The 15,914-nt window shown below is 72.9% G+C and carries 14 protein-coding genes; 8 read left to right on the forward strand and 6 right to left on the reverse strand.

What is annotated here, in order from left to right; genetic code table 11:
• The first annotated feature begins 41 nt into the window (after positions 1–41).
• Positions 42–1,121, forward strand: coding sequence for a Zn-dependent alcohol dehydrogenase (locus tag ACGF3I_RS16470; RefSeq protein WP_393132465.1), 1,080 nt, complete (start codon positions 42–44; stop codon positions 1,119–1,121).
• Positions 1,122–1,205: 84 nt separating this feature from the next.
• Here ACGF3I_RS16470 and ACGF3I_RS16475 read toward each other — a convergent pair whose 3' ends face one another.
• Together ACGF3I_RS16475 and ACGF3I_RS16480 are read right to left on the reverse strand one after the other, a co-directional pair.
• The gene (locus ACGF3I_RS16475) at positions 1,206–2,177 is read right to left on the reverse strand and encodes a DMT family transporter (RefSeq protein ID WP_393132467.1); all 972 of its coding nucleotides are present in this window, start codon (positions 2,175–2,177) and stop codon (positions 1,206–1,208) included.
• Positions 2,178–2,281: 104 nt separating this feature from the next.
• Positions 2,282–2,932: a TetR/AcrR family transcriptional regulator gene (locus tag ACGF3I_RS16480; RefSeq protein ID WP_393132770.1), complete on the reverse strand. Its 651-nt coding sequence runs from the start codon at positions 2,930–2,932 to the stop codon at positions 2,282–2,284.
• A 57-nt stretch (positions 2,933–2,989) separates the two neighbouring features.
• Between ACGF3I_RS16480 and ACGF3I_RS16485 the strand changes: the two genes are divergently transcribed.
• From ACGF3I_RS16485 to ACGF3I_RS16495, 3 genes are all read left to right on the forward strand, one after another.
• Positions 2,990–4,141 (forward strand): acyl-CoA dehydrogenase family protein, encoded by a 1,152-nt coding sequence (locus tag ACGF3I_RS16485; protein ID WP_393132469.1) that lies wholly within the window; start codon positions 2,990–2,992, stop codon positions 4,139–4,141.
• A gap of 87 nt (positions 4,142–4,228) precedes the next feature.
• Positions 4,229–4,516 carry a YiaA/YiaB family inner membrane protein gene (locus tag ACGF3I_RS16490; protein WP_393132471.1) on the forward strand — a complete coding sequence of 96 codons (288 nt, stop codon included), beginning with the start codon at positions 4,229–4,231 and terminating at the stop codon, positions 4,514–4,516.
• 71 nt (positions 4,517–4,587) lie between these two features.
• A complete protein-coding gene (locus tag ACGF3I_RS16495) occupies positions 4,588–5,226 on the forward strand; it encodes a TetR/AcrR family transcriptional regulator (RefSeq protein WP_393132473.1) in 639 nt (212 codons plus the stop codon).
• Between the two features lie 99 nt (positions 5,227–5,325).
• Here the strand turns inward: ACGF3I_RS16495 and ACGF3I_RS16500 are convergent, their stop codons facing one another.
• Positions 5,326–5,787, reverse strand: a complete 462-nt coding sequence (locus tag ACGF3I_RS16500) for a MaoC family dehydratase (RefSeq protein WP_393132475.1) — start codon at positions 5,785–5,787, stop codon at positions 5,326–5,328.
• Between the two features lie 176 nt (positions 5,788–5,963).
• Between ACGF3I_RS16500 and soxR the strand changes: the two genes are divergently transcribed.
• Complete coding sequence (gene soxR / locus ACGF3I_RS16505) at positions 5,964–6,425, forward strand: redox-sensitive transcriptional activator SoxR (protein ID WP_393132477.1); 462 nt, start codon at positions 5,964–5,966, stop codon at positions 6,423–6,425.
• 109 nt (positions 6,426–6,534) lie between these two features.
• Here soxR and ACGF3I_RS16510 read toward each other — a convergent pair whose 3' ends face one another.
• Positions 6,535–7,146: a hypothetical protein gene (locus ACGF3I_RS16510; RefSeq protein WP_393132479.1), complete on the reverse strand. Its 612-nt coding sequence runs from the start codon at positions 7,144–7,146 to the stop codon at positions 6,535–6,537.
• Positions 7,147–7,612: 466 nt separating this feature from the next.
• Between ACGF3I_RS16510 and ACGF3I_RS16515 the strand changes: the two genes are divergently transcribed.
• Positions 7,613–10,447 (forward strand): penicillin acylase family protein, encoded by a 2,835-nt coding sequence (locus ACGF3I_RS16515; protein WP_393132481.1) that lies wholly within the window; start codon positions 7,613–7,615, stop codon positions 10,445–10,447.
• 42 nt (positions 10,448–10,489) lie between these two features.
• On the opposite strand, the gene ACGF3I_RS16520 is transcribed toward ACGF3I_RS16515, so the two are convergent.
• The gene (locus ACGF3I_RS16520; protein WP_393132483.1) at positions 10,490–11,827 is read right to left on the reverse strand and encodes a serine-threonine protein kinase; all 1,338 of its coding nucleotides are present in this window, start codon (positions 11,825–11,827) and stop codon (positions 10,490–10,492) included.
• Positions 11,828–11,904: 77 nt separating this feature from the next.
• On the reverse strand, positions 11,905–13,152 hold the full coding sequence (locus tag ACGF3I_RS16525; RefSeq protein WP_393132485.1) for an exo-beta-N-acetylmuramidase NamZ domain-containing protein: 1,248 nt from the start codon (positions 13,150–13,152) through the stop codon (positions 11,905–11,907).
• 322 nt (positions 13,153–13,474) lie between these two features.
• On the opposite strand from ACGF3I_RS16525, the gene ACGF3I_RS16530 reads away from it, so the two are divergent.
• Together ACGF3I_RS16530 and ACGF3I_RS16535 are read left to right on the forward strand one after the other, a co-directional pair.
• The gene (locus ACGF3I_RS16530; protein WP_393132487.1) at positions 13,475–14,239 is read left to right on the forward strand and encodes an SDR family oxidoreductase; all 765 of its coding nucleotides are present in this window, start codon (positions 13,475–13,477) and stop codon (positions 14,237–14,239) included.
• A complete protein-coding gene (locus ACGF3I_RS16535; RefSeq protein WP_393132489.1) occupies positions 14,236–15,876 on the forward strand; it encodes a class I adenylate-forming enzyme family protein in 1,641 nt (546 codons plus the stop codon). The genes ACGF3I_RS16530 and ACGF3I_RS16535 overlap by 4 nt, the downstream gene beginning before the upstream one ends.
• The last annotated feature ends 38 nt before the right edge of the window (positions 15,877–15,914 follow it).

Here is a 15,914-nt window from a genome sequence, read left to right on the forward strand (position 1 = left end):
CGTCCCCTTCCGCCTCCGAACGCGCAGGAGTCACGCCCACCATGGTTCGCGCCGCCGTACTGCCCGCCGTCGGCTCTCCGCTGGAGATCACCGACATCGACCTGCCCGCGCCGGGCCCCGGCCAGGTGCGGGTCCGCCTGGCCGCCGCCGGGGTCTGCCACTCCGACCTCTCGCTCACCAACGGGACCATGCGGGTGCCGGTCCCGGCCGTCCTCGGCCACGAGGGCGCGGGCACCGTCGTCGCCGTCGGCGAGGGCGTCACCTCCGTGGCGCCCGGCGCCGAGGTGGTGCTCAACTGGGCTCCGTCCTGCGGGAGTTGCCATCCCTGCTCGCTCGGCGAGGTGTGGCTCTGCGTCAACGCCCTGAACGGCGCGGCCTCGGTGTACGCCCGCACCGCCGACGGCACCGACCTGCACCCCGGGCTGAACGTGGCGGCGTTCGCCGAGGAGACCGTCGTCGCCGAGAACTGCCTCGTCCCGCTCCCCGAGGGCATCCCGCTCACCGAGGCCGCGCTGCTCGGCTGCGCGGTCCTCACCGGGTACGGGGCGATCCATCACTCGGCGAAGGTGCGGCCCGGTGAGACGGTCGCGGTGTTCGGCGCGGGCGGGGTGGGACTGGCCACGCTCCAGGCGGCCCGGATCGCGGGCGCGGAGCGGATCATCGCCGTCGACCTCTCCCCGGAGAAGGAGGGGCTGGCCCGTGAGGCGGGCGCCACGGACTTCGTCGTCTCCTCGCCCACCACGGCCAAGGAGATCCGCGCGCTCACCGGCGGCCAGGGCACGGACGTGGCCGTGGAGTGCGTCGGCCGCGCCGCCACCATCCGCACCGCCTGGGAGTCGACCCGGCGCGGCGGGCGCACCACGGTGGTGGGCATCGGCGGCAAGGACCAGCAGGTCACCTTCAACGCCCTGGAGATCTTCCACTGGGGCCGCACCCTGGCCGGCTGCGTCTACGGCAACTGCGACCCGGCGACCGACCTCCCGGTCCTGGCCGACCACATCCGCGCGGGCCGCCTGAACCTGAAGGCCCTGGTGTCCGAACACATCACCCTGTCCGACATCCCGGCAGCCTTCGACACCATGCTGTCCGGCAGGGGAGGCCGAGCCCTGGTCCTCTTCTGACCGGCCCCGGCCCCGCAAGGGGCGCGGGGAACTGCGCGCCCGGCCGGCCACGGCCCGCGGCTGACAACGGGCATGCGGGAGCGCTCAGTTGACCCGCTCCCCGGCGCTGCCCTCGGGGCCGACCTCCCCGGGGGCCGAAGGGGCCAGGGGGGCCGAGGGCGCCCGCCGGGGCCGGGAGCGGGAGACGGCGACCCCCGCGAGGCACAGCGCCCCACCCCCCAGCGTCAGCGCCGCAGGCACCTCCCCCAGCACCGTCCAGGACATCAGGACGACCAGCGCCGGCACCACGTACGTCGTCGCGCCCATGCGGCTCGCCGAGGTGCGGGCCAGCGCGTACGCCCACGTCGTGAAGGCGAGCGCGGTCGGGAACACGCCCAGGTAGATCATGTTCAGGGTGGAGGAGAGGGGCGCCGACGCCGCGTCGGAGAGGAGCTGCCCGCTGAAGGGCAGGCAGACCAGCGTGCCCACCAGGCAGGCGAAGAAGGTGACTTGGAGCGGGCTGCCGTGCCGGAGCGCCGGCTTCTGGAGCACCACCCCCGCCGCGTACGTGGCCGCCGCGACCAGGCAGAGCGCCACCCCCAGCACCGAGGTGTGCCCCCGGCCCGACATCGAGAGCCCCACCGTGACCGCGCCCGCGAAGGACACCGCCATGCCGGCGACCAGGCGCGGCGGCAGCGCCTCGCCGAGGAACCGGGCGGCGAGCAGAGCCATCAGGACGGGCCCGATGTTCACGATCATCGCCGCGGTACCGGCGTCGACCTGCTGCTCGCCCCAGTTCAGGGCCACCATGTAGCAGGCGAACCACAGCACCCCGGAGGCCACGATGCCGGGCCGGGCGGCGCGCGGCGGCAGCCCCTCGCGGCGTATGAGCACGATGAGGCCGAGCACGAGCGTCCCGGACAGCAGCCGGCCGAGCGCGAGCGCGCCGGGGGAGTAGGCGGCGCCCGCGCTGCGGATCGACACGAAGGCCGAGGCCCACAGCACGACGGAGACCGCCGCCGCGGCCAGGGCGAGGCGGGCGGAGCGCCGCTCGGGCGAGAGGTTGGTCGAGGTCATGCCAGGACCCTAGGCGCAGGAGCGCTTGGATCCGGCCAGATTTTTCACGGGCCGCCGTCCGGTGGGTGAACTCCCTTGCGAGGAGGCCCACTTGGACCCGGTGCTCAGTCCGCCAGCGCCGCGTACTGGACCGAGAGGCCGTCGAGCAGTGCGGTGAGGCCCGTCTCGAAGGCGCCCTCGTCGATCTGCTCCTGCCGCTCGGCGAGGAGGTGGGCCTGGCCCAGGTGCGGGTAGTCGGCCGGGTCGTAGGCGGCCTGGTCGTCCACGAAGCCCCTGGCGAACGACCCGAGCGCGGAGCCCATGATGAAGTACCGCATCAGCGCGCCGATCCGGGTCGCCTGCGCCGCCGGCCAGCCCGCCGCGACCATGGCGCCGAACACCGCGTCCGCGAGCCGCAGCCCGGCCGGGCGGCGCCCGGGCCCCTGGGCGAGGACGGGGACGATGTTGGGATGGCGGGTGAGGACCGAGCGGTAGGCGAGCGCCCAGTCGTGCAGGGAGGTGCGCCAGTCGCGCCCGTCGTCCGCGTCGAACATCGACAGGTCGACCTGGGCGGACGTGGCGTCCGCGACGGCCTCCAGGATCTCGTCCTTGGTGCGGAAGTGGTTGTACAGCGAGGGCCCGCTGACCCCGAGCTCGGCGGCGAGCCGCCGGGTCGACACGGCCGCGAGGCCTTCCGCGTCCACGAGCGCGCTCGCCGCCGCCACGATGCGGTCGGTGCTCAGGAGGGGCTTGCGCGGTCGGGCCATGCGGCACATAGTAGGGCCTGCCAACCAAAAACTAGCAGTGGTAATTAAATCTGGGGTGCAGCCACGATGAACCTGGAGCTGAGCGAGGAACAGACGGCGGTGCGGCGGCTCGCCGCGGAGTTCGTCGAGCGCGAGATCGCCCCGCACGTCATCGCGTGGGACCGCGCGGAGAGCGTCGACCGCTCGATCGTGAAGAAGCTGGGCGCGCTCGGCTTCCTCGGGCTCACCATCGACGAGGAGTACGGCGGCTCCGGCGGCGACCACCTCGCCTACTGCCTGGTCACCGAGGAACTGGGCCGCGGCGACTCCTCGGTCCGCGGCATCGTCTCCGTCTCGCTCGGCCTGGTCGCCAAGACGATCGCGTCCTGGGGCGGCGAGGAGCACCGGCGCACCTGGCTGCCGAGGCTCACCTCGGGCGAAGCCCTCGGCTGCTTCGGCCTCACCGAGCCGGGCACCGGCTCCGACGCGGGAAGCCTCGCCACCAGGGCGGTGCGCGACGGCGACACGTACGTCATCAACGGCAGCAAGATGTTCATCACCAACGGCACCTGGGCCGATGTGGTGCTGCTCTTCGCCCGCACCAACGACACCCCGGGCCACCGCGGCGTCTCCGCCTTCCTGGTCCCCACCGACACCCCGGGCCTGACCCGCCGCGCCATCCACGGCAAGCTCGGCCTGCGCGGCCAGGCCACCGCCGAACTGGTCCTGGAGGACGTCCGGGTGCCGGCGGGCGCGCTGCTCGGGCCCGAGGGCAAGGGCTTCTCCATCGCGATGTCGGCGCTCGCCAAGGGGCGGATGTCGGTCGCGGCCGGCTGTGTGGGCATCGCGCAGGCCGCGCTGGACGCGGCGGTGACGTACGCGGGCGAGCGCGAGCAGTTCGGCAGGCCGATCGCCCACTACCAGCTCGTTCAGGAGCTGATCAGCGACATCTCGGTGGACGTGGACGCGGCCCGGCTGCTGACCTGGCGCGTCGCCGACCTCGTCGACCGGGGCCAGGAGTTCGCGACGGCCGCCTCCAAGGCGAAGCTGTTCGCCTCCGAGGCGGCGGTGCGCGCCGCCAACAACGCCCTCCAGGTCTTCGGCGGCTACGGCTACATCGACGAGTACCCGGTCGGCAAGCTGCTGCGGGACGCCCGCGTGATGACGCTGTACGAGGGCACGAGCCAGATCCAGAAGCTCATCATCGGCCGCGCGGAGACCGGGGTCTCGGCCTTCTGACCGGAGGTGCCGGGCGAGTCCGGCTGAGTACGTCCTGAGTACGGGAGCGGATGTGGCGGGCGCCACGTCCGCTCCATGCTGTGCGCCATGAGTGAGACACCGGTCAAGCAGCAGAACACCACGGCCTATTACGGCCAGGCCGTCGCCGCCTTCGTGATCGCCCTCGCCGCCACCGCGATCGGCATCCTCCGCCTCCAGGCGGACGCCTGGGTGCGCGCCTTCCTCGCCATGGCGGTCCTCTACCTGGTGACGTCCGCCTTCACCCTGGCCAAGGTGATCAGGGACCGGCAGGAGGCCGGCCAGATCGTCAGCCGGGTCGACCAGGCCCGTCTGGAGAAGCTCCTGGCCGAGCACGATCCCTTCCAGAAGCTCTAAGCGCTTGCTCACCTCGGGGTATGGTGTTCGTCCCGCTGAACGAAAGCGCTGACGAACGGAAGGGGCGAGCGATGGGTACGGCTGACGTGACCGAGGGGATGGCCGGCGGCGAGGAGAAGCCGTGGGGCGAGGTCACCCCCGAGGCCGCCAGGCGGCTGCTCGTCGCCGCCGTCGAGGCGTTCGCCGAGCGCGGCTACCACGCCACCACCACCCGGGACATCGCGGGCCGGGCCGGCATGAGCCCGGCCGCGCTCTACATCCACTACAAGACCAAGGAAGAGCTGCTCCACCGGATCAGCCGGATCGGCCACGACAAGGCCCTGGAGATCCTCGAATCCGCCGCCCAGGGGCAGGGGGGCGCGGCCGACCGGCTCTCCGACGCCGTGCGCTCCTTCGTCCGCTGGCACGCGGGCCACCACATGACGGCCCGCGTGGTCCAGTACGAACTCGACGCCCTCGGCGCCGAGCACCGCACCGAGATCGTGGAACTGCGCCGGCGCAGCGACGCCGCAGTGCGCCGCATCCTCAACGAGGGCGTGGCCGCGGGGGAGTTCGACGTGCCGGACGTGCCGGGCACCACGCTCGCCGTCCTGTCGCTCTGCATCGACGTGGCCCGCTGGTTCAACACCGAGGGCCGCCGCACGCCCGACGAGGTCGGCGCGCTCTACGCCGACCTCGTGCTGCGCATGGTGGGGGCCGCGCAGAAGTAGCGTCCCCCGGGCGCTCGCGAGGGGCGCGGGCGGGCTCGGCGGACCGGCTGGGCGGGCGGACGGGCTCCCGGGGCGGACGGGGTCGCCGGGCGGGCCGGCTCAGAAGAAGTAGCGCGAGACCGACTCCGCCACGCACACCGGCTTGTCGCCGCCCTCGCGCTCGACGGTGACCTTCGCGGTCACCTGGACACCGCCGCCCGCCTCGACCACCTCCGTCAGCACCGCGGTGGCGCGCAGCCGAGAGCCGACCGGCACGGGGGAGGGGAAACGGACCTTGTTCGTCCCGTAGTTGATCCCCATTTTCATGCCCTCGACGCGCAGCACCTGCGGCACCAGGGACGGCAGCAGCGACAGGGTCAGATAGCCGTGCGCGATCGTCGTGCCGAACGGCCCGGCCGCCGCCCGCGCGGGGTCCACGTGGATCCACTGGTGGTCGCCGGTGGCGTCGGCGAACAGGTCGATCCGCTTCTGGTCGACCTCCAGCCAGTCGCTGTACCCGAGCTGCTCGCCCACCCCGGCCGTCAGCTCCTGTGCGGACGTGAAGATCCTCGGCTCCGTCATGTCCCTCGTCCCTGCCTCTCGCGACGCTTCCGCCATGCTGTCTAAGCGCTTGCTCAGCCCGCCCAGCATGGTGGGGCCCGCCGGTCCTGTCAACGACGCACGGGACGGGTGGGGTGCCCGCGCGAAAGGGGGCGGGGCGCGGCGGGGGCGGGCCGGGGCCCATTAGGGTTCGAGGGGTGCCGCAGATTCCAGAGAAGATCCACGAGCTCACGGTCGGGCAGCTCTCCGCGCGCAGCGGGGCCGCCGTCTCCGCCCTGCACTTCTACGAGTCCAAGGGCCTGATCGTCAGCCGCAGGACCTCGGGCAACCAGCGCCGCTACGAGCGGGACACCCTGCGCCGGGTCGCCTTCGTCCGGGCCGCGCAGCGCGTCGGCATCCCGCTGGCCACGATCCGGGACGCCCTGGCGGAACTCCCCGAGGAGCGCACGCCCACCAAGGAGGACTGGGCCCGGCTGTCCGAGAACTGGCGGGCCGAACTCGACCGGCGCATAGCCCAGTTGGGCCGTCTGCGCGACCACCTCTCGGACTGCATCGGCTGCGGCTGCCTCTCCCTGGACAACTGTGTCCTGTCCAACCCGGACGACGTCTTCGGCACCACGCAGATCGGCTCCCGGCTGCTCGCCGAGCGCAAGGTCTGAGCCCGCCCGTGCCGGGCGCGGGGCGCACGCCGGCCGCCCGGGCCGCGCCGGCCGGGGGCATGATGGAGACAGGGCAGGGCGGGGGAGAGTCGGCTCGCCCCCGCGCCGCTCACGCCACCGATGCCAGTTCCCCGCGCCGCGCCGCCTTGGCGCGGATCAGTGCCTCCGTGGTCAGTACCGGCTGCGGCACCAGGATCCCGCAGCCCGAGCAGACGGGCCCGAACCACGGCTCGTGGGACAGCTCCTGGTTCCACACCAGCCGGCTCTCCCCGCACACCGGGCACAGCGCGCCCGGCTCCGCCCGCAACGCCGCGATCATGCGGCCGAGCACCTCGGCCAGCGGTTCCTCGGGATGCGTCGTCGGGTCGTCGCACCAGGCCACGCCGAAACCGCCCCAGGTGCGCCGGTGCCAGTCGTCGAACGAGCCGGGACGCCGCAGGCCCGCGTGCTTCTCACGCTTCCTGCGGGCCGCGAACTCGACCTCGTAGGCGAGCCAGACGGTCCTGGCCGCCTCCAGTTCCTCCAGCGCGGCCACCAGCCGCGCCGGATCGGGGGCCCGGTCCTCGGGCCCGATGCGATGCCTGCGGCACAAGTGGTCCCAGGTCGCCCGGTGCCCATAGGGGGCGAACCGCTCCAGACACTTGCGCAGCGAATAGCGCCGCAACGCGAGATCGCTCCTCGCATCACGCACTTGTCTTGCCAGACTGCGGAATCCAGCCATGGCCCTGCCACCTCCGTCGCTCGTACTTCGGCGTCGAGGAATGGACGTACCGGACGGCGATCCGGCTCCATCGAATTTCCGATGAAGTCCATTACGGGGGATTCGCCTACCCTGTCCCAAGGGTTGGAATCCGATTCTCAGCAAGTCCTCAGAACGTGGCCCATAACCACCGGTGACCCCGCCGACCTGCAAGAACGCCCGAAGTGCCAGGTGGGGGGCGCGCCGTGGGAGCGCGGAGGCCGGCGCCGCCCACCGTGGTCCGGCGTATCAGGAATACCTTCAACGCATCTGAGCACTCGGGGTACTTGGGCCTCACCGGCACCTCGCGAGGGCTGGTGCCCCAGCGCGATCCGGGGAGCGGATCGGGCGGGCGTGTGGGGATTCGGAGAAGGTGACGCATGTTCACCTTACGAGAGGTCGTACCCCCCAGTAGCCTCCCGCGCATCGGCCCCCACTAGGAGCGCGCATGCGACGACGCACCGCAAGGCTCACAACACCCGCACCCCTCACCGGACTTCGGCGCGCGACGGGTGGTGTGCGCGGCAGAGCCGCCGCCTGCGCCGCCACCGTCATCGCCCTGTCCGCCGCCCTGCTCGGCCCGGCCATACCCGCCGGCGCCGCCGAGCCCGCCGACGGCGACCACTGCCAGGGGCAGTGCTCCGACATCCTGCCGCCCGGCGCCAACGGCAATGCCACCCTCGTCGAGATCCTCGGCAACAAGCTGTTCGGAACGCACCCCGCCCACAGCGACGACGAACTCGGCAAGTACGACGCCCTGGTGGCGGGCCAGTCCTCGCTCACCGACGACAAGCTCAACGCCTTCTTCAACGACGCCTCGTTCGGGGTGCCCGGCGGGCAGGCGCAGTCGACCACGTCGCCGCGCCCCGACGTGACCATCACCCGCGACAAGGCGACGGGCGTCCCGCACATCAAGGGCAGCACGCGCTACGGAACCGAGTACGGCGCCGGGTACGCGGCCGGGCAGGACCGGCTCTGGCTGATGGACCTCTTCCGGCACATCGGACGCGGCGAGCTCACCTCGTTCGCGGGCGGCGCGCTCGCCAACCAGGGTCTGGAGCAGGAGTTCTGGCCGCAGGCCCCGTACACCGAGGCCGATCTCCAGGCCCAGGTCGACCGCATCCGCACCGCCAACGGCGCCCGCGGCGAGCAGGCCATGGCCGACGCGCAGGCCTATGTGGACGGCATCAACGCCTACGCCAAGCAGTCCAAGGACGGCCGCTACTTCCCCGGCGAGTACGTCCTCACCGGCAAGATCGACTCCATTACGAACGTGGGGGAGATCCAGCCCTTCAAGCTCACCGACCTGATCGCGCTGGCCTCGGTGGTCGGCGGGCTCTTCGGCGGCGGCGGGGGCGGCGAGGTGCAGGCCGCGCTCTCGCTCCAGGCCGCACAGGCCAAGTACGGCGTCGCCGAGGGCACCAAGGTCTGGGAGTCCTTCCGCGAGCGCAACGACCCCGAGGCCACCCTCACCGTCCACGACGGCACCAGCTTCCCGTACGCGGGCAAGCCCGCCAACGCCCGGGGCGCCGCACTGCCCGACCCCGGCTCGGTCGTCCCCGAGCAGCTCGTCTACGACCGCACCGGCTCGGCCGGCACCGGCGCCAAGGCGGACGTGAAGGTGCCGCCGAAGCTGAAGCCCCTCAAGGGCATGTACGACAACGGAGCGCTGCCCGGCATCGACCTCGGCGGCCCGCGCGGCATGTCCAACGCGCTGGTGGTGTCCGGCTCGCACACCGCGAGCGGCAACCCGGTGGCCGTCTTCGGGCCCCAGACCGGCTACTTCGCACCGCAGTTGCTGATGCTCCAGGAGATCCAGGGCCCGGGCATCAGTGCCCGCGGCGCCTCCTTCGCCGGCGTCGGCATGTACGTACAGCTCGGGCGCGGCCAGGACTACGCCTGGTCGGCGACCTCGGCGGGCCAGGACATCACCGACACCTACGCCGTCGAGCTGTGCCAGGACGCCACCCACTACGTGTACCGCGGCGCGTGCACCGCGATGGAGAAGCTGGAGAAGACCAACTCCTGGAAGCCGACCGTCGCCGACACCACCGCGGCCGGCTCCTACCGGATGCAGGTGTGGCGCACCAACTACGGCATCGTCACGGCCCGGGCCACCGTGGGCGGCAAGCCCGTCGCGTACACCTCGCTGCGCTCCACCTACCGGCACGACGCCGATTCGATCATCGGCTTCCAGATGATGAACGACCCCACCTTCGTCAAGGACGCCGCGTCCTTCCAGGAGGCGGCCCAGTCCGTCGACTACACCTTCAACTGGTTCTACGCCGACTCGCGCACCGCCGCCTACTACAACAGCGGCCTGAACCCCGTACGCAACCCCGACGTGGACCCGTCGCTGCCGGTCAGGGCCGAACAGGCCTATGAATGGCAGGGGTTCGACCCCGCCGCGAACACGGCGTCCTACACCCCGCCCGCCCAGCACCCGCAGTCCGTCGGCCAGGACTACTACGTGTCCTGGAACAACAAGCAGGCCAAGGACTACTCCACGGCCGGCTTCGGCGACGGCTCGGTGCACCGGGTCGACCTCCTCGACGGCCGGGTCAAGGCCCTGGTCGCCCAGGGCGGCGTCACCCGTTCCTCGCTGACCCGGGCCATGGCCCAGGCCGCCGTCACCGACCTGCGCGGCGAGGACGTCCTGCCCGAGCTGCTCAAGGTGCTGCGCAGCGCGCCCGTCACCGACCCCCAACTGGCCACCGCCGTCCAGCAGTTGGAGGCGTGGCAGGGGGACGGGACGCAGCGCCGCGAGAGCGCGCAGGGCTCGCACACCTACACCCACCCCGACGCGGTGCGGCTGATGGACGCCTGGTGGCCGTTGCTGGTCGAGGCCGAGTTCCGGCCCGGGCTCGGCGACCCGCTCTACAGTGCGCTCACCGCGAACCTCGGCATCGACGAATCGCCCTCGGCCGGACACGGGCCCACCGGCGCCCACGCCGGGTCGGCCTTCCAGTACGGCTGGTGGAGCTATGTCGACAAGGATCTGAGGTCGGTGCTCGGCGAGACCGTGCGGGGTCCGCTGGGCCGCGCCTACTGCGGCGGCGGTCAGCTCGCCGCCTGCCGCGACACTCTGCTCACCACCCTCAAGCAGGCCGCCGGCAAGACGCCGGCCCAGGTCTACCCCGGGGACGCCGGCTGCTCGGCGGGTGACCAGTGGTGCGCCGACAGCATCACGCAGCGCCCCCTGGGCGGCATCACCCAGTCCACGATCAACTGGCAGAACCGGCCGACCTACCAGCAGGTGGTCGAGTTCCCCAGCCACCGTTAGGGCGGAGGCGGCAGCCACCGCCGGGACGTGCCCGGCCGCGGGTCAGGATCCGGTGATCCGGCCCGCGGCCAGCACCACCCGGGCCAGTTCCGGATGGCAGATGTCGCTGTGCGCGCCCGAGGGCGGGCCGCCCGCCTTCACCACGGCGGCCGCGTCCACGCTGACGCACCCCGAGTCGGGCACCCCGTCGCGCAGCGCCTCGGCGAGGGTGAGCGTGGTGCACGGCCGTACGGCCTGGATGCCGTCGTGGCCGGTCGCCCACCACCGCCGGTCGAGGCCCGGCAGGGCGCTCGCGTAGTCACCGGCCAGGGCCGAGGCCAGCGGGTAGATCACCCCGAGCGCGGTGTCGAAGCGCGAGTAGCAGGACACCAGCGGCCCGTCCACCCGCTCCTGCGCGTCGCTCAGCGCGCCCGCGCCCGCGAGCCCGTCCGGCAGCCGCTCGGCGAAGGCGTAGTGCGAGAAGGCCCCTTCGAGCAGCGTCACCGACTTCACGTTGCGCGCCGTGCGCGGCAGCCCCGCCAGCGCGAACGCGACCAGCCGCGCGCCCTGGCTGTGGCCCACCAGATGGATCCGCAAGTCCGGCCGTGTCAGCGCCAGTTGGCCGAGCAGCGGGCCGAGACCGAGCCGGCCCACGGTGCCCGCGCGGTGCTTCATCTCGTAGTACGTCGTCTGGCGCAGCACCTCCTTCGCGCCGTCCCACAGGTGCTTGAGGGAGCCGCCGATCGAGAACGCGGGGCCGGGCGGCCCCGGCTCCACGGCCAGACCCGTCTCGGCGAGCGCGGCCGTGAACCGCCGGCACAGCGCCAGGACGTCGTCGGTGAGCAGGGCCGACGGCGCCCCGGGCCCGCCCTCGACGGTCAGGTCGCCCGCCGCCCCCGGCCCGCCCCCGGGAGCCGTCACCAACTGCCGGGTCAGCCGGCCGAATGCGGCGAACGCGTCCTCGGAGTCCGGCTGTGCGGCGAGCAGGCCGGCGATGGTGTCGAGCGCCGCATCCTGGCCGGGGAAGAACGCCTTCAGCGCGGTGACCGTCGCGCCGTCGAGGGCGGAGCCGGGGGCGGTCGTGGGGGAGGCGGCGGGGGTGGCCGCCGCGGTGGCGTGCGGGAAGTCGGGGACGGCCTCGTCGGTGAAGCGGATGGACGGCCAGACGAGGCCGCCGTAACCCAGGCGTACCGCGGGGGCGCCCGCCACCAGCGCCGGGAACGCGGCGAAGAACGCCCGGAACATGCCTCTCGCGGTGCCGGGGGTGTTGTTCCAGCCGTGCGCGAACAGCACCAGATCGGTGGCGTCCACGTCGGCCAGGGCGGCGCGCTGGGCGGGATCGGCGTCGCCGTCCGCGTCGAAGGTGATCTCCCGGTACGGCTCGACCCCGATGTCCGTCATGCCCCGACCTCCGGTCCGCTCGACGATGAGCGCCCCCATCGTCCCGCCGGGTCGGCGAGTCGGCCAGATGCGGGGACCTATCCGTCGTACATGAGGTACGTGCGGCGTACGGCCCGGAACGCCGCGAGGCCCGGCTGCCAGGCGGCGACGATCTCGTCCGTACCGGCCCCGGCGTCGATCATCGTCCGTACCAGGGCCGAACCCGTGAGCTTGTCGATCCAGTGGTCGGCGCGCCAGGCGAAGCCGCTCCACACCTGGCGCGCGGTCACCAGGAGGGCGATGCCCGTGCGTACGGGATCGAACAACTCCCGCCGGTGCACGTGGAGTTGGACGCCGCCCACGGTCCTGCCCTGGAACTTGGAGAACGTCGGCGCGAAGTAGGCCTCGCGGAACCGGACGCCGGGCAGGGCCAGTTCACCGAGCGCGCTCGCCCACCGGCCGTCGATCCCCTCGGCGCCCAGCAGCTCGAACGGGCGGGTCGTGCCGCGGCCCTCCGACAGGTTGGTGCCCTCGAACAGGCAGGTGCCGGAGTAGACGAGCGCGGTGTCGGGGGTCGGCATGTTGGGGCTCGGCGGCACCCAGGGGAGCGCGGTGTCGTCGTAGAAGTCCGAGCGCCGCCAGCCGCTCATCGCGACCGTCGTCAGGCGCACCTTCCCGTCCAGGAACTCGGCGTTGAACAGCCGGGCGAGTTCGGCGGCCGTCATCCCGTGCGCCTGGGCGATCGGTCTGCGGCCGACGAACGTGGCGAACGCCGGGTCGAGGACCGGGCCCGAGGCGGACCGCCCGCCCACCGGGTTCGGGCGGTCCAGGACCATGAAGCGCTTGCCGGCCAGGGCGGCGGCCTCCATGCAGTCGTAGAGCGTCCAGATGTAGGTGTAGAAGCGGGCTCCGACGTCCTGGATGTCGAAGACGACGGTGTCCACGGCGGAGGCGGTGAAGATGTCGGCGAGGGCCTGTCCGCTCCTGGTGTACGTGTCGTACACGGGCAGCCCGGTCGCCGGGTCGTCGTAACGGCCCTGGGAGCCGCCGGCCTGGGCGGTGCCGCGGAAGCCGTGCTCCGGGCCGAAGACGGCGGTGAGGCGCACGCGGGGGTCGGCGTGCATGACGTCCACGATGTGCCGTACGTCCGGGGTGACGCCGGTGGGGTTGGTGACCAGGCCCACGCGTTGGCCGGCGAGGGGGCGGTAGGCGTTCTCCGCGAGGCGGTCGAAGCCGGTGCGGGTTCGCTGCCGCCCGGCCCGCTCGCGCGGTTCGGCCGCGTCGGCGGGGGGTGCCACTCCCGTGGCGAGGGTGGCGGTCAGTAGGCCCCGTCTGGACAGGGGCATGTGGGCCTCCTCGGGGGTGCGGGGGGTTCCGCCGCCCACGCTAGCCCCCAACGCCCCACCGGGGAACGAGGCGCGTCTTCCTGGGGCCACCCCGGCGGGGGCTGCGCCCCCTGCGCCCCCCTTTCGCGCCTGAACGGCGCTCGTCCTCAATCGCCGGACGGGCTGAGGTGGCCTGCTGCTGCCCCAGCACCGGTCCCGCCAAGGTGCGCGGGGAACTGCGTGGGGTGGGGTGCGGACCGCGTGGGGGTCGGGGGGTTGGGGGTTCCCAGGTACATACCGACTGGTTAGTCTGTCGGGGCATCCCCCAGAGAGGCGGCACTTCATGGGCTCGGTCCAGAACACCACCGTGGTCGTCACCGGCGCGGGCGGCGGCATCGGCGCCGCCCTCGCCCGCAGATTCGCCGCGGAGGGCGCCCGGGTGGTCGTCAACGACCTCGACGCGGACAAGGCCCGCCGCACCGCCGAGGAGATCGGCGCCATCGCCGTCCCCGGGGACGCCTCCACCGTCGTCGGCCCCGCCCGCGAGGCGCTCGGCGGCACCATCGACGTCTACTGTGCCAACGCGGGCCTGGGATCGGGCGGTTCGGAGGCGGCCGACGAGGACGTGTGGGCCGCGGCCTGGGACGTCAACGTGATGGCGCATGTGCGCGCGGCCAAGGAACTGCTGCCGGACTGGCTGGAGCGCGGGACCGGGCGCTTCGTGTCCACCGTGTCCGCCGCCGGGCTGCTCACCATGATCGGCGCGGCCCCGTACAGCGTCACCAAGCACGGCGCGCTCGCCTTCGCCGAATGGCTGTCGCTGACCTACCGGCACCGCGGTGTGAAGGTGCACGCCATCTGCCCGCAGGGCGTGCGCACCGACATGCTGGCCGCCACCGGCACCGCCGGTGACCTGGTGCTCAGGCCCACCGCGATCGAACCCGCCGCCGTCGCGGACGCGCTCTTCGCCGCGATGGCCGAGGACCGGTTCCTGGTGCTGCCCCACCCCGAGGTCGCCGACTACTACACCGCCCGCGCCGCCACCCCGGACCGCTGGCTGACCAGCATGAACCACCTTCAGCAGAAGTGGGAGGCCAACGCCGAATGACCTCGATCTACGCGGCGAGGCCCTGGCTCGCGCAGCTCAGCGACGCCCAGCGGGCGGACATCGACCCGCCCGCGACCGTGCTGCACGCCTTCCGCGCCGCCGTCGCCCGCGCCCCCGAACGCACCGCGCTGGCCTACTTCGACGGCCGCCTCAACTACCGCGAACTCGACCGGCTCTCCGACTCCGTGGCCGGACACCTCGCCGCCCGCGGCCTGCTGCGCGGCGAGCGCGTCGCGCTGATGCTCCAGAACACCCCGCACTTCGTGATCGCCCTGCTCGGCGCCTGGAAGGCCGGGGCCGTCGTCGTCCCGCTCAACCCGATGTACAAGGCGGGGGAGGTCGGACATGTGCTGGACGACGCCGAGGCGGGCGCGCTGATCTGTTCCGACCGGGCCTGGGAGGGCTATCTGCGCGAGGCCGCCGCCGCGTCCCCGGTGCGCATCGCGCTCACCGCCTGCGAACTCGACCTGCAGACGCTGAACGACGAGCGGGTGCTCGGGTTCGAGCGGCTGCCCGTGCCCGACGACGCCGACGACCTCGTCTCCGTCGCGCGCCGCGGCCTCCCCGCCCCCGCGGACCGCCAACTCGCCTCCCACGACACGGCGTTGATCAGCTACACCTCCGGCACCAGCGGCACCCCCAAGGGTGCGACGAACACCCACCGCGGCATCACCTACAACGCCGAGCGCCAGCGCACCGGTCATCCGGTCCCCGAGGGCGCGGGCTACTTCGCGCTCGCCCCGCTCTTCCACATCACCGGCATGGTCTGCGAACTGGCCGCCTGCCTCGCCAACGCCGGCACCCTGATCCTGGCGTACCGCTTCCATCCGGGCGTCGTCCTCGACGCGTTCGCCGAGCACCGGCCGGCGTACACCGTCGGGCCCTCCACGGCCTTCATGGCGCTCGCCGCCGCCCCGGGCGTCACCCGGGACCACTTCGCCTCCTTCCGGGTCATCTCCTCGGGCGGCGCCCCGCTGCCGCCCGCGCTCGTCGAGAAGTTCCGCGCGGACTTCGGGCCGTACATCCGCAACGGCTACGGCCTGACCGAGTGCACCGCCCCCTGCGCCTCGGTGCCGCCCGAGAAGGAGGCGCCCGTGGACCCCGTGTCCGGGACGCTCTCGGTCGGCGTGCCGGGGCCCGAGACCGTCGACCTCGAAGGCAACGACGTACCGTTCGGCGAGCAGGGCGAGATCGTGGTGCGCGGACCGCAGGTCGTGCCCGGGTACTGGCGCCGCCCCGAAGCCACCGCCGAGACCTTCCCGGACGGCGAGCTGCGCACCGGGGACATCGGGTTCATGGACCGCGAGGGCTGGCTCTACGTGGTCGACCGGATGAAGGACATGATCAACGCCTCCGGCTTCAAGGTGTGGCCGCGCGAGGTCGAGGACGTCCTGTACACCCACCCGGCGGTGCGCGAGGCGGCCGTCGTCGGCGTCCCCGACGCCTACCGCGGGGAGAGCGTCAAGGCGTACGTCAGCCTGCGCCCGGGCGCCGCGGCGGACCCGGCCGAACTCGCCGCGTACTGCAAGGAGCGGCTCGCCGCCTACAAGTACCCGCGCCAGGTGGAGATCCTGACGGAGCTCCCCAAGACCACGAGTGGGAAGATCCTCAGGCGGGAACTGCGCGGCCAGGCGTAGCTCCCCGGGTACCGGTCGAGGTACCGGAGCAGCAGGAC

The sequence above is a fragment of the Streptomyces sp. NPDC048111 genome (genome assembly GCF_043202815.1).
Taxonomy (GTDB): Bacteria; Actinomycetota; Actinomycetes; order Streptomycetales; family Streptomycetaceae; genus Streptomyces.

Excerpts from the sequence above, each read along its gene's own strand:
- ACGF3I_RS16470 (WP_393132465.1), top strand. The coding sequence starts at position 42 with ATGGTTCGCGCCGCCGTACTGCCCGCCGTCGGCTCTCCGCTGGAGATC.
- ACGF3I_RS16525 (WP_393132485.1), bottom strand. The coding sequence starts at position 13,152 with ATGCCCCTGTCCAGACGGGGCCTACTGACCGCCACCCTCGCCACGGGA.
- ACGF3I_RS16520 (WP_393132483.1), bottom strand. The coding sequence starts at position 11,827 with ATGACGGACATCGGGGTCGAGCCGTACCGGGAGATCACCTTCGACGCG.
- ACGF3I_RS16485 (WP_393132469.1), top strand. The coding sequence starts at position 2,990 with ATGAACCTGGAGCTGAGCGAGGAACAGACGGCGGTGCGGCGGCTCGCC.
- ACGF3I_RS16490 (WP_393132471.1), top strand. The coding sequence starts at position 4,229 with ATGAGTGAGACACCGGTCAAGCAGCAGAACACCACGGCCTATTACGGC.
- ACGF3I_RS16475 (WP_393132467.1), bottom strand. The coding sequence starts at position 2,177 with ATGACCTCGACCAACCTCTCGCCCGAGCGGCGCTCCGCCCGCCTCGCC.
- ACGF3I_RS16515 (WP_393132481.1), top strand. The coding sequence starts at position 7,613 with ATGCGACGACGCACCGCAAGGCTCACAACACCCGCACCCCTCACCGGA.
- ACGF3I_RS16510 (WP_393132479.1), bottom strand. The coding sequence starts at position 7,146 with ATGGCTGGATTCCGCAGTCTGGCAAGACAAGTGCGTGATGCGAGGAGC.
- ACGF3I_RS16530 (WP_393132487.1), top strand. The coding sequence starts at position 13,475 with ATGGGCTCGGTCCAGAACACCACCGTGGTCGTCACCGGCGCGGGCGGC.
- ACGF3I_RS16495 (WP_393132473.1), top strand. The coding sequence starts at position 4,588 with ATGGGTACGGCTGACGTGACCGAGGGGATGGCCGGCGGCGAGGAGAAG.
- ACGF3I_RS16535 (WP_393132489.1), top strand. The coding sequence starts at position 14,236 with ATGACCTCGATCTACGCGGCGAGGCCCTGGCTCGCGCAGCTCAGCGAC.
- ACGF3I_RS16500 (WP_393132475.1), bottom strand. The coding sequence starts at position 5,787 with ATGACGGAGCCGAGGATCTTCACGTCCGCACAGGAGCTGACGGCCGGG.
- ACGF3I_RS16480 (WP_393132770.1), bottom strand. The coding sequence starts at position 2,932 with ATGTGCCGCATGGCCCGACCGCGCAAGCCCCTCCTGAGCACCGACCGC.